This window comes from Stappia sp. ES.058, assembly GCF_900105595.1.
Classification (GTDB): Bacteria; Pseudomonadota; Alphaproteobacteria; order Rhizobiales; family Stappiaceae; genus Stappia.
The window spans coordinates 4,303,455-4,315,618 of sequence record NZ_LT629784.1 but is presented as its reverse complement, the minus strand read 5'-3'; the positions used below and the strand labels follow the sequence as shown (position 1 = coordinate 4,315,618).

Sequence of the window (12,164 nt, the reverse complement as noted above, 5' to 3'; positions counted from 1 at the left end):
TCAGACCTCCCGGCTCTCGAAATCGATGCGCGGATCGATCCAGGTATAGGTCAGGTCGGAAATCAGGTTCACCAAAAGGCCCATCAGCGAGAAGATGAAAAGCGTCGCAAAGACCACCGCGTAGTCGCGGTTGATCACCGCCTCGAAGCCCAGGAGCCCCAGACCGTCGAGCGAGAAAATCGTCTCGATCAGGAGCGACCCGGCGAAGAAGGACGAGATGAAGGCACCGGGGAAGCCGGCGATGACGATCAGCATGGCATTGCGGAACACATGGCCGTAGAGCACCTCGCGCTCCGAAAGGCCCTTGGCGCGTGCGGTCTGGACGTATTGCTTGCGGATCTCGTCGAGGAAGGAGTTTTTTGTCAGCAGCGTCACCGTGGCGAAGGCGGAGAGCACCATCGCCGTCAGCGGCAGCACCAGGTGCCAGAAATAGTCGACGATGCGCGCCGGCCAGGAGAGCTGATCCCAGTTTTCGGATGTCAGTCCGCGCAAGGGAAACCAGTCGAAGAACGACCCGCCGGCGAAGAGCACGATCAACAGCACGGCGAAGAGAAAGCCGGGGATCGCATAGCCGACAACGATCACCGCCGAGGTCCAGACATCGAAGCGCGTGCCGTCGCTTACCGCCTTGCGAATGCCGAGCGGGATCGAGATCGAATAGGAAATCAGCGTCATCCAAAGGCCGAGCGAGATCGACACCGGCATTTTTTCGACGATCAGATCGAGCACAGCGATGTCGCGAAAATAGCTCTCGCCGAAATCTAAGCGGGCATAGTCCCACAACATCGTGGCAAAGCGTTCCAGCGGCGGCTTGTCGAAGCCGAACTGGCGCTCGAGATCCTTGATGAATTCCGGATCGAGCCCCTGTGCGCCGCGATACTTGGAGCCGGCGGAACTGTCGCTCCCGGAGCCTTCCGCACCGCTGCCGGCAAAATCGCTGCCGCCGCCGGATATCCGCGCGGTGGCGGACACGTCGGTGCCCTGCAACTGCGCGATCACCCGTTCCACGGGCCCGCCCGGCGCAAACTGGATGATGACGAAGTTGATCGCCATGATGCCGATGATTGTCGGCACGATCAGCAAAAGCCGCCGCAGGATATAGGCGCCCATCGGGTCAGCTGTCCTTGTTTCTCATTGCGATGCGCTCAGCCGCGCCAGCGTGACATCTCATGCGCTGCGGTCAACCGCCCTTGCCCAGACGCTCGGCCTTTTGGGGATCGACCCACCAGTGCAGTTCGGGACGAAAGTCATAGGCCGGCGGGTCGCCGGGGCGCGCGAAGAGATCCCACATGGCCACGGTGTGCACCGGCTTGTACCAATGCGGCACCCAGTAGTAGCCCGCGCGCAGCACGCGGTCGAGCGCGCGCGCGGCAACGATCATCCGCTCGCGCGACGGCGCCGACAGCGCAGCGTCGATCAGCGCATCGACGGCGGGGCTGCGAATTCCCGACAGGTTTGTGGTGCCCGGCGTCTCGGCCGCGCGCGACCCCCAGAGCTGGCGAATTTCCTCGCCAAGCGTCGCGGAGAGCGGAAACCGGCGCGACACAACGTCGAAGTCGTAGGTGTTAACACGCGACTGATACTGCGCCGGATCGACAACGCGGAAGCTTGCCTCGATTCCGAGCCGCGCGAGGCCCTTGGCATAGGGCAGCACGACGCGCTCGAAGGTCGGCGAATTGGACAGGATCTCGAAGCTGAAGGGCGCGCCGTCCGGGGTCAGGAGCGTCGTCCCGTCCCGCCGGCAACCGGCTTCGCGCAACAGCCGGTCCGCCTCGCGCAGCATCGTGCGGTCATTGCCGGACCCGTCGGAGACGGGCGCGAGGACCGCCGGTCCGAAGACTGCCTCCGGCAGTTCGTCGCGGAACGGTTCCAGAAGCGTCAGTTCCTCGGCCGACGGCTCGCCCTCGGCGAACATCGGCGAATTCTGGAAGAACGAATGCGTGCGCTGATAGGCGCCGAAGAAGAGCGACTTGTTGGTCCACTCGAAATCGAACACCAGCCCCAGCGCTTGACGTACCCGCGCGTCGGAAAAGACCGGCCGGCGGGTGTTGAGGAACCAGCCCTGTCCGCCCGAGGGGCGGCCGTCGGGAATTTCCTCGCGAAGCACGCGCCCATCCTCGACGGCGGGAAAATTGTACTCCGTCGCCCAGGTCTTGGAGGTGAACTCCTCGCGATAGGTGGTCGTGCCCTTCTTGAAGGCCTCGAAGCCGGCGGTGCGGTTGCGGTAGAACTCGAGCCGCAGGGTCTTGAAGTTGAAATGCCCGCGCGAGACGGGAAGATCCTTCGCCCACCAATCGGCGACGCGCTGATACTCAATGAAGCGGCCGATCTCGTGGCGCGCGACCTTGTAGGGACCCGACGACAACGGCGGGGTCAGCGTCGTGCCCTCGAAGTCGTAGCGCGAATAATAGGCTTTCGACAGGATCGGCATGCCGGTCACGGCAAGCGGCGTCTTGCGCGACTGGCGTCCTGTGAAACGGACCGCCACGCGATGCGGCGTGAGCACCTGAGCCTCCGCCATCTCCGTCAGCGTCTGACGGATCGCGGGATGGCCCTTGTCCTTCAGCGTCGTCAGCGAGAAAGCCACATCCTCCGCCGTCAGGGGCGACCCGTCGTGAAACCGCGCCTCCCGTCGGAGATCGAAGACATAAAGATTGCCGTCCCCGGACACCTCGACGGTTTCGGCGACGAGCCCGTAGACCGCGTCGGGCTCGTCCAGCGCGCGCACCATCAGCGTGTCGAAGCACAGCTCCATGCGCGGCGGCGCATCGCCGGTCAGGATGAAGGTGTTGAAGGTGTTGAACGTTTGCGGGTTCTGGTTGTACGCCCATGACGGCGCGGTGAAGGCCATGCGCCCACCCGCAGGTGCGGCAGGGTCGACATAGTCGAAGTTCTGGAAGCTCGGGCCGTACTTCAGGTCGCCGAACACCGACAGGCCATGGCGCGCGCCGGGCGCCGCCTGCGCGCGGGCGCCGGCGAAGGGAAACGCCGAGACCGCGGCAAGGGAGGCGGTACCGACAAGCAACCCGCGGCGCGTGGTCGATGGGAAACCGGCGCCGGCGCTCATCCCTGCCTCCCGGCCTTTGCGGCCTTCTCGGCGTCCCACCACCAGATCGACGGAAACCCGTGGCTGTACTCGGGCAGGGTCTCGGGATGCGAGAAGCGGTTCCAGCGCGCGGTGCGGTCGACGTCGATGTACCACTGCGGCACCACGTAGGAATGCGCCATCAGCACCCGGTCGAGCGCCCGCGTCGCCGCCACCAGTTCGTCGCGGTCGGCGGCGAAGATAACCTTTTCGATCAAAGCATCCACGCCCGGATCCTTGATGCCGGCGTAATTGCGCGACTGCGGCCGGTCGGCGGCCTCGCTCCCCCAGAAGTCGCGCTGCTCGTTGCCGGGCGACAGCGACTGGGCCCAACCGAGCGTGGTCATGTCGAAATCGCGCTCGCGGATCCGGTTGACGTATTGCGGGGTATCGACGACCCGCAAGGTCATCTTGATGCCGATGCGTTCCAGATTGCGGGCATAGGGCAGGACATAGCGTTCCGAATTGGGGTCGTTGTCGACGAATTCGACCTCGAACGGCTCCCCCGTAGCCACATTGACCATCTGTCGTCCGCGCAGCTCGTAGCCGGCGTTCTTCAGGAGCGCGACGGCCTGGCGCATGTTGTCTCGCAGCCGCGCGGGGTCGCCATTCACCGCGTTTTCATAGGGCTCGGTAAAGACCCGCTCGGGCACCAGGTCGCGCACGCTTTCCAGGATTTCCAGTTCCTGTCCTTCCGGCAATCCGCTGGAGGCCAGCTCCGTGCCGGCGAAGAAGGAAGGGATCCGCTTGTACTGGTCGAAGAAGACCGTCTTGTTGGCGGTCTCGAAATCGAACACGAGATTGAGCGCCTGGCGAACACGCAGATCGTCGAACGGCTCGCGCCTGAGGTTCATGACGAAGGCCTGCATGATGCCGCGTGCCTTGTCCGGGAATGTCTCCAGTACCACGCGCCCGTCCTTCACCGCCGGAAAGTCGTATCCGGTCGCCCAGTTCTTGGCGCTGTTTTCCATGCGGAAATCATACTGGTCGGCCTTGAACGCCTGCAGCAACACCGTCTGGTCCCGGTAGCTGTCGTAGCGCACCTCGTCGAAATTGTTGGTGCCGATGCGCGTGGGATGATCCTTGGCCCAATAGTCCTTCACCCGCTCGTAGACGACGAAACGGCCGGGCTCGATGGCCTTGAGGCGGTAGGGGCCGGAGCCGAGCGGAAGCTCGAGCGTGGTCGATGCGATGTCGCGTGGCTCGCCGTTCGCTCCCGTATCCGTCCACCAGTGTTTGGGCAGGATGATCATCTGGCCGACGATCTTGGGCAACTCGCGGTTGCCTGGCGCATCGAAGGTGAAACGCACGGTGCGCTCGCCGACGGCTTGCGCCTCGACCACATGGCGATAGTAAAAGGCCTGGCTGGGGTTCACCTCGGTCAGCTTGTTGAAGGTCCAGACCAGATCCTCGACGGAAATCGGCGTGCCGTCGTGCCAGCGCGCTTCCGGGTTCAGCCGATATTCGACCCAGGCATAGTCTTCGGGATAGCGGAACGCTTCGGCGATCAGACCGTATTCCGCGTTGATATCCATCTCGTCGAGCGCGGGTTCCAGCAGCGAATCATACATCAGCCCGAGGCCGGGCGCAGGATTGCCCCGCGACAGGACAGGATTGAGCGTATCGAAGCCGGAAGGGTCGGACAGGCGCACGGTTCCGGTCTTGGGCGCATCCGGATTGACATAGTCGAAATGCGTGAAGCCTTCCGGATACGCGGGCTCGCCGGTCAGGGCGCCGGCATGTCTCCACTGCGGGCCGTCCTGCGCCAGCGCGCGCCCCGGACCCAGTGTCGCGAGCGCACAGACCAGGAGGCCCAGAACAAGCGGAAGCATCGTCGCGGGCAGGATCTGTCGCAAGAAAGGCTTCTGCATGATGATTGCACTGTCCCTTTGCTGGCGCGCCGCCTCCGTCGAAACGAAGAACCGGCACGCGACCATTTGACGTTCTTGATGACTATATTAGGGAACCGAGTGCCATCCCGACAGCGGCGAAACGCTTCATGACCAAAGTTTAATCGGGGCAGGCCACGGCGAAGGGCGCACAAACCGGCTCATGCCGCTGTCTCCTTGTCGCGGTACATGCGCTGATCGGCGAGTGCGAGGATTTCCGAGATATTCGTCGCATCCTCCGGATAGGTCGCCCAGCCGACGCTCACCTGTATGGCAATCACGTGTTCGCCCACCCGCACCGGTTCTTCGAAACTCTGCCGGAGACGGTCGGCGATGTTGGCGCTGCTGCGCTGCAGGATCAGTCCCGGCACGACAACCACGAACTCGTCGCCGCCAATGCGCGCGATCGTGTCGGAATCCCGGGTTTCCTCGCGCAGCCGGTCGCCGATCGACCGCAGCACCATATCGCCCACGGCGTGCCCGAATGTATCGTTGATCGGCTTGAAGCCGTTCAGATCGATGAAAAACACCTGAAATCCGATGCCCGTGCGCTCGCTCAACGCGGCAAGCTGTTCCATTCGGTCGACCAGCAGCCTGCGGTTCGGCAATCCCGTCAGATCATCATGCAGCGCCATGGCCCGGGCGCGCTGTTGCGCATGCACAAGAAGCGCGGACAGAATCGCAAAGATCACGGTGGTCCCGGCCCCCGCCAATTTGGCAAACCGGCTTTCCGACGACGCATGCACCCACCCGTCGACCGGGCGCCCGGCAAGTTGCCATTGCCCGTTCGGAAGATTGACCGGGAGCGTGACTGCTGCGTCCTCGAAAAGCGCTGGATCGCCCATGATCATGTCGCCGGCGGCGCCGAGCCCGTCGACGCCGCGCAACGCGAAGCTGTAGCCGCCTGCCTCGCGCCTGATGCCGGCCTGATCGAACAGCGTGTCGGTGTCCACAACCACTGAAGCGACACCCCAGTAGTGGCGATCCCGGCCCGTCTCTCCATCCGCCCCCGGCAACAGGATTGGAGAACGGGCGATCAATCCACGCCCCCCCTGGACAAGATCCACCGGTCCGGCGACGACCGTTCGCCGCTCTTCCATGACCCGCTTGACAACCGGCCACTGGGCTTCGTTCTTGGCGTAATCCAGCCCGATCACGCGTTCGTTTCCGGCGAGGGGATGGATATAGCGAACGACGTTGTCGGGAGCGAGCGCCACCGCGATGATGGCACGGTCGGAAGTGGCCATCTCGCGAGCGAAGCGATCGAACTCTTTTTGGGTCACGCCCTGGTTGATCGCGGCATAGCTGACAAGCCCCTGGGTGATGTAGATCGTCGCGCTGACCTCGCCTTCAAGACGGGCGCGGACTCCCGAGAGCCGGGCCAGGGTTTCGGATTTCTGCTGCTCTCCCGCCCGCTGCTGCAAGAGGTCGGCGACATAGCGGGTAAGGGTCAGCCCGAGAACGGCGACAACCACGACCACGCCGATCACGATCAGGCGATCCCGGATCCGGCTGTGAGGGATCTCGATATCCCGGGTCACAGCAAAATCTCCTCATCCGCTCCGGGCGAGGCGCCAGGGAGGGGGGACAAAACGGCAATGGCGGACGGCCACGCAACAGCAGGTGTTGCGCGTGCGGGCGCATGGAGCGCAACGCGCCGTGCCCCCTGCCCTTGCGGCGCATGTTGCCCCCATGCGTTCCGCGTCACAGAGAAAACCAATCCATTGCTTGGAATAGGTTCACCCCCCAAAATCATACCCTGCCACGGTAAGCTTTATAGACGAATTATCATGGAAAACACAGCGCGCTCTTGTAAGCCCGGGGATAAAATCAGTTAAACGATCCGGTAAAACGCATGTTTGGCGACCAAAGCCATCAATGATCGCAGCCCCTTACCCTGCGTTACAAAGACAAGGGATGTGAAGACCGCGGGACACCGGTCACGCCGGCGCCAAGAAAAAGGCCGGGACGGACCCGGCCTTCCAAACCCTCAATTGCGTCCGTGTTACTCGGCAGCCTCCGGCAGCGGCATCGGATCGTCCGACAACGTCCGCAGATAGGCAATCAGATCCGCGCGATCCCCGGGCTTGCGCATTCCGGCATAGCCCATCGATGTGCCTGGCACGAGTTGCTTGGGCGCGGTCAGGAAGACATCGAGGTTTTCGTAGGCCCAGGCCTCGGTGTTCTCCCCATACTCCTGCATCGCACCGGAATACCGGAAGTCCTCGACCGAGCCCGGGTGTCGCCCGACAACGCCCCAAAGCTCCGGACCGACCTTGTTGGGCCCCCCCTTGGAGAAGTCGTGGCAGGATGCGCAGGCGCGAACCAGCTTCTCGCCGTCCTCGGCGGAGGCGTTGGCCAGACGCAGTCCGATGGGCTCGACCTCCGGCTCCATCACCTCGCCCTCGGTGACGTCTTCCGATCCGGTGTCGGCGATGACGATCTCGTATCCGGGCTTGTCAGGGTCGTCCGAGGCGAAAATGATATCGGACAGAATGCCGAGACCCATCGTCACGAGAAGGACGAACAGGACGGCGCCGGCAATCGTGTTTAGCTTGGCAGAATTCATTCCCGCTGGCTCCAACTCCATCGGTTGCCCGGGGGGCGCATCTGCGCCTCCCCCCGCGCAACCCCGCGCGTGGTGAAAAAGTCGCCGGAAACTACAAAGTTTTTGACGCTCGTGTCCATAGGTTTAAAAGGGCAATCCATGATACAAAACATCGCATCATCACTTCCTTGCAAAACACCGGCCCGCGCCGGGCGCGCGGATCGCCCGTGACCCGGGACGTGCCGCATCCCGCTCTCGTCGTGATACCGGCCCGGATGGCCTCCACGCGGCTGCCCGACAAGCCGCTGGCGGACATCGAGGGCCGGCCTATGATCGTACACGTCCTGGAACAGGCACGAGCCGCAGATATCGGCCCCGTTATCGTCGCCTGCGACGACACGCGCATCGTGGCCGTGGTGGAGGCGGCCGGAGGGCGCGCGATCCTGACCGACCCGTCGCTTGCCAGCGGATCGGATCGGGTTCATGCGGCCGCCGAGGCCGCGGATCCGCAAAAGACCTTCGATGTCGTGCTCAACCTGCAGGGTGACGTCCCGATGATCGAGCCGGAGGCGATCCGCGCCGCGTTCGATCCGCTCGAGGACGAGGCCGTCGATATCGGAACGATCGCCACCGAAATCCGCAATGCCGCAAAGCGCGACGATCCCGGTTTCGTCAAGACGGTGGGAACCCGGGTCGGCGACCGCCGGCTGCGCGCGCTGTATTTCACGCGTGCGACTGCGCCGAGCGGACCCGGCCCCCTGTTTCAACACCTGGGCATCTACGCCTACCGCCGCTCGGCACTCGCCCGCTTTGTCGGCCTGTCGCCCTCGCCTCTGGAAATCCGGGAAAGCCTGGAACAACTGCGGGCACTTGAAGCGGGCATGCGCATCGATGTCAGCCTCGTCGACAGCGCCCCGATGGACGTCAACACGCCGGAGGACCTTGAGGCCGTACGCGCCGCTGTCCGCCACCGGCGCTCCCTTTCCTCTTGATCCTTGGTTCACCGTCGATGACTGCAAACAAGAAGATCGTCTTTCAGGGCGAATACGGCGCCAATTCGCATACGGCCTGCCGCAATGTCTATCCGGACTTCGAGCCGATCCCCTGCGACACCTTCGAGGATTGCTTCACCGCGATCGAAGGCGGGGAAGCGGAACTGGGCATGATCCCGGTGGAAAATTCGGTCGCCGGACGGGTGGCCGACATTCACCACCTGCTGCCGCGCTCCTCGCTCCAGATCATCGGGGAGTATTTCCTGCCGATCCGGTTTCAGCTGATGGCGTTGCCCGGCACCAGGATCGAGGACCTGAAGAGCGTCCAGAGCCATGTGATGGCGCTCGGTCAATGCCGCAACGTCATCCGGGAGCTTGGCCTGCAGACCATCGTGGGTGCAGACACGGCCGGCTCCGCGCGCATCGTCGCACAGGCCGGGAACCGGAACGCGGCCGCGCTCGCGCCGGAAATGGCGGCGGAAGCCTATGGGCTTGAAATCCTGCGCCGGGACGTGGAAGACGCGGCTCACAACACGACGCGCTTCCTGATCCTGTCGCGCGAGCCGCTGCGCGCAGCCAACAACGGGCCGACGGTGATCACCACCTTCGTGTTTCGCGTGCGCAACGTGCCGGCCGCGCTCTACAAGGCGCTCGGCGGGTTTGCGACCAACGGCGTGAACATGACCAAGCTTGAATCCTATCAGCTTGAGGGTCAGTTCTTCGCATCGATGTTCTATGCCGACGTGGAAGGCCACCCGGACGACCGCTCCGTGTCGCTGGCGCTCGAGGAACTCGAATTCTTTTGCGCCGAGCTGAAACTGCTCGGCGTCTACCGCGCCGACCCGTTTCGCGACAAGATCCGCGAACCGGAAGCAAACAGGGCCCTTCGCCCGACACCTGGAATCTGAACGAACAGCAAGGACACGCCATCACATGACACGCCGCAGCTATGACGCCCTGTGCATCGGCAACGCCATTTGCGATGTCTTTTCCCATGTCGAGGAAGATTTCCTCGTCCAGGAAAATCTGGTCAAGGGGTCCATGCGCCTGATCGACACCAAAGAGGCGGTGCGTCTCTACGAAAGAATGGGGCAGACAACCCGCATTTCGGGCGGAAGCGCCGGAAACACGGCGGCCGGCATCGCGGCACTCGGAGGGCAGACCGCCTATTTCGGAAAAGTGCACGAGGATGAACTCGGCACCGCCTATCGCCATGACATGCGCGGCACCGGCGTGCATTTCGAAACGCCCGCCCTCGTCGAGGGTCCGCCCACCGCACGGTCCATGATCCTGATCACGCCGGATGGCGAGCGCACCATGAACACCTTTCTCGGCGCCTGCGTGGAACTGTCCGAAAGCGACATCGAGCCCGAGACCGTCGCGGCATCGGCGATCACCTATATGGAAGGCTATCTCTGGGATCCGCCCGCCGCGAAGGCAGCCTTCCTCAAGGCGGCGGAGATTGCCCACGCCAATCACCGCAAGGTCAGCCTGACGCTGTCGGACAGCTTCTGCGTCGACCGCTATCGCGGCGAGTTCCTGCAGATGATGCGCGACGGGACGATCGATGTTCTCTTCGCCAACGAACACGAACTCAAGGCACTCTACGAAACCGCGGATCTCGACACGGCGATCACCAGCGTGCGCAACGATTGCCCGCTGACGGCCCTGACGCTCGGCGAAAAGGGCGCCATGGCGATCACGCGCGAGAAGACCGTTCAGGTCGGCGCGGAAAAGATCGACGACGTGGTGGACCTGACGGGCGCGGGCGATCTGTTCGCGGCCGGTTTCCTGCTCGGGCTGTCGCGCGATTACGATCATCGCATGTCGGCGGAGCTCGGATGCCTGTGTGCGGCCGAGGTCATTCGCCATGTCGGCGCGCGCCCCGAGCGCTCGCTGCGCCAGGTCGCCGAGCAGCAGGGCTTCGCGATCTGATCCTGCCACCCGGCGCGCGGTGCCGGCTGCGAAACGAAAAACCCCGGTGCGGCGGATCATGCTGCACCGGGGTTTTTGATTCAATCGACCGGCTGGCTCATGCTGAGTCAGTCGGCAAGATCCTGAACGGACGCCACGTTGCCCTCGTCCGTCAGGCGATAGACGATCGGCGCGCCCGTCGCCAGTTCCCGCTGAAGGATCTCCTCCGGTGTCAGTCCCTCAAGCTCCATCACCAGCGCGCGCAGTGAATTGCCGTGGGCAGCGACGATCACGCGCTTGCCGGAAAGCACCTGCGGCAGGATCTCGTTGTGGTAATAGGGCAGGACGCGCTCGGCCGTCATCTTGAGGCTTTCGCCACCCGGCGGCGGCACGTCGAAGGAACGGCGCCAGATGTGCACCTGTTCCTCGCCGAAACGCTCGCGCGCCTCGTCCTTGTTCATGCCGGTCAGGTCGCCATAGTCGCGTTCATTGAGCCTCTCGTCCCGGACCGTCTCCAGATCCTCGTGACCGAGTTGCTCAAGGATCAGCGCCAGCGTGCGCTGCGCGCGCGACAGATCCGAGGTATAGGCGACATCAAAGTCGAGCTTCATGTCCTTGAGCTTGCGCCCGGCCGCACGCGCCTCGTCAACGCCTTTCCCGGTCAAGTCCGGATCCTTCCAGCCCGTGAACAGGTTCTTGAGGTTCCAGTCGCTTTGGCCGTGACGGACGAGCACGAGAAGATGGTCCATGGGTGAGGTCTCCTAGAATTCAGGAAGATTTGGGTTCAGTCAGTCAGACAGGCCGAGCACATCGTCCATCGAATAGAGCCCGGGCGCCTTGTCGCGGGCCCAAAGAGCCGCCTTGATGGCGCCGCGCGCGAAGATCTGCCGGTCCTGGGCGTGATGCGAGAGCGTCACTGTCTCCAGCGGGCCGGCAAAGAGCACGCTGTGATCGCCGATGACCGACCCGCCGCGCAACGTCGCAAATCCGATGTCGCCGCGCGGCCGCTCGCCGGTGATCCCGTCGCGCACCCGCACCGATCGCTCACCGAGATCGACCCCGCGCGCGTCCGCCGCCGCCTCGCCCAGAAGCAGTGCCGTTCCGGACGGCGCATCCACCTTGTGGCGGTGATGCATCTCCAGGACTTCGATGTCGAAGTCCTCGTCGAGCGCGGCCGCCGCGCGGCGCACCAGCGCCGCCAGCAGGTTGACGCCGAGGCTCATATTGCCCGACTTGACGATCCGCGCATGACGGGCAGCCGGCCGGATCGCAGCGACATCTTCCTCACTCATGCCGGTGGTGCCGATGACATGAACGCAGCGCGCCTGGGCGGCGAGCTCCGCAAATGCACGTGTCGCAGCCGGAGCGGTGAAGTCGAGAACGCCATCGGCCCTGGCAAAAACCGAAAGTGCATCGTCGGTGACGGGAATGCCGAGCGGCTGGAGGCCGGCCAGAACGCCGGCGTCCTGGCCGAGCGCCGGCGCACCGGAACGCTCGACCGCGCCGCACAGCTCTACGCCATCCAGATCGGCGATTGCGCGGATCAGGGCGCCGCCCATCCGGCCCCCTGCCCCGACCACGGCAAGATGCATATTCGGCATGATCCGTCACTCCCGTCAGTGTTCGCTGGCGGTATACCAGCTTGATCGATCTGCGCAACGGGAACCCTGCCGCCAAGCCGGCGACGGATCGGGCGCCTGGAAGAAAAGGGAGCCCCCGCACACCCCTTAACTCTT

Annotated in this window: 10 protein-coding genes; 3 read left to right on the top strand and 7 right to left on the bottom strand. The window is 64.0% G+C overall.

Features of this window, described 5'->3' with window-relative positions; genetic code table 11:
- The 5 genes from BLU32_RS20120 to BLU32_RS20100 all read right to left on the bottom strand — a co-directional run bounded on the left by BLU32_RS20120 (window position 1) and on the right by BLU32_RS20100 (window position 7,543).
- Window positions 1-1,110 carry a microcin C ABC transporter permease YejB gene (locus BLU32_RS20120; RefSeq protein WP_093809908.1) on the bottom strand — a complete coding sequence of 370 codons (1,110 nt, stop codon included), beginning with the start codon at window positions 1,108-1,110 and terminating at the stop codon, window positions 1-3.
- Window positions 1,111-1,180: 70 nt separating this feature from the next.
- On the bottom strand, window positions 1,181-3,067 hold the full coding sequence (locus BLU32_RS20115) for an extracellular solute-binding protein (protein WP_093809906.1): 1,887 nt from the start codon (window positions 3,065-3,067) through the stop codon (window positions 1,181-1,183).
- Window positions 3,064-4,956: an extracellular solute-binding protein gene (locus tag BLU32_RS20110; protein ID WP_244501752.1), complete on the bottom strand. Its 1,893-nt coding sequence runs from the start codon at window positions 4,954-4,956 to the stop codon at window positions 3,064-3,066. The genes BLU32_RS20115 and BLU32_RS20110 overlap by 4 nt, the downstream gene beginning before the upstream one ends.
- 179 nt (window positions 4,957-5,135) lie before the next feature.
- Window positions 5,136-6,515 (bottom strand): diguanylate cyclase, encoded by a 1,380-nt coding sequence (locus tag BLU32_RS20105; protein ID WP_093809904.1) that lies wholly within the window; start codon window positions 6,513-6,515, stop codon window positions 5,136-5,138.
- 464 nt (window positions 6,516-6,979) lie between these two features.
- Window positions 6,980-7,543, bottom strand: coding sequence for a cytochrome c family protein (locus BLU32_RS20100; RefSeq protein ID WP_093809902.1), 564 nt, complete (start codon window positions 7,541-7,543; stop codon window positions 6,980-6,982).
- A gap of 206 nt (window positions 7,544-7,749) precedes the next feature.
- Here BLU32_RS20100 and BLU32_RS20095 point away from each other — a divergent pair, with 206 nt between their 5' ends.
- From BLU32_RS20095 to BLU32_RS20085, 3 genes are read left to right on the top strand one after another with little or no spacing between them, the layout of a single operon-like run.
- Window positions 7,750-8,514, top strand: a complete 765-nt coding sequence (locus BLU32_RS20095; RefSeq protein ID WP_256371424.1) for a 3-deoxy-manno-octulosonate cytidylyltransferase — start codon at window positions 7,750-7,752, stop codon at window positions 8,512-8,514.
- A 17-nt stretch (window positions 8,515-8,531) separates the two neighbouring features.
- Window positions 8,532-9,422 carry a prephenate dehydratase gene (locus tag BLU32_RS20090; protein ID WP_093809900.1) on the top strand — a complete coding sequence of 297 codons (891 nt, stop codon included), beginning with the start codon at window positions 8,532-8,534 and terminating at the stop codon, window positions 9,420-9,422.
- A gap of 25 nt (window positions 9,423-9,447) precedes the next feature.
- Window positions 9,448-10,449 carry an adenosine kinase gene (locus BLU32_RS20085; RefSeq protein WP_093809898.1) on the top strand — a complete coding sequence of 334 codons (1,002 nt, stop codon included), beginning with the start codon at window positions 9,448-9,450 and terminating at the stop codon, window positions 10,447-10,449.
- Window positions 10,450-10,556: 107 nt separating this feature from the next.
- Here BLU32_RS20085 and BLU32_RS20080 read toward each other — a convergent pair whose 3' ends face one another.
- Window positions 10,557-11,177, bottom strand: a complete 621-nt coding sequence (locus tag BLU32_RS20080) for a 2,3-bisphosphoglycerate-dependent phosphoglycerate mutase (RefSeq protein WP_093809896.1) — start codon at window positions 11,175-11,177, stop codon at window positions 10,557-10,559.
- Window positions 11,178-11,216: 39 nt separating this feature from the next.
- Complete coding sequence (gene dapB, locus BLU32_RS20075) at window positions 11,217-12,020, bottom strand: 4-hydroxy-tetrahydrodipicolinate reductase (RefSeq protein ID WP_093811388.1); 804 nt, start codon at window positions 12,018-12,020, stop codon at window positions 11,217-11,219.
- Window positions 12,021-12,164 lie beyond the last annotated feature (144 nt).

Excerpts from the sequence above, each read along its gene's own strand:
- BLU32_RS20080 (WP_093809896.1), bottom strand. The coding sequence starts at position 11,177 with ATGGACCATCTTCTCGTGCTCGTCCGTCACGGCCAAAGCGACTGGAAC.
- BLU32_RS20100 (WP_093809902.1), bottom strand. The coding sequence starts at position 7,543 with ATGAATTCTGCCAAGCTAAACACGATTGCCGGCGCCGTCCTGTTCGTC.
- BLU32_RS20120 (WP_093809908.1), bottom strand. The coding sequence starts at position 1,110 with ATGGGCGCCTATATCCTGCGGCGGCTTTTGCTGATCGTGCCGACAATC.
- BLU32_RS20085 (WP_093809898.1), top strand. The coding sequence starts at position 9,448 with ATGACACGCCGCAGCTATGACGCCCTGTGCATCGGCAACGCCATTTGC.
- BLU32_RS20115 (WP_093809906.1), bottom strand. The coding sequence starts at position 3,067 with ATGAGCGCCGGCGCCGGTTTCCCATCGACCACGCGCCGCGGGTTGCTT.
- dapB (WP_093811388.1), bottom strand. The coding sequence starts at position 12,020 with ATGCATCTTGCCGTGGTCGGGGCAGGGGGCCGGATGGGCGGCGCCCTG.
- BLU32_RS20110 (WP_244501752.1), bottom strand. The coding sequence starts at position 4,956 with ATGCAGAAGCCTTTCTTGCGACAGATCCTGCCCGCGACGATGCTTCCG.
- BLU32_RS20090 (WP_093809900.1), top strand. The coding sequence starts at position 8,532 with ATGACTGCAAACAAGAAGATCGTCTTTCAGGGCGAATACGGCGCCAAT.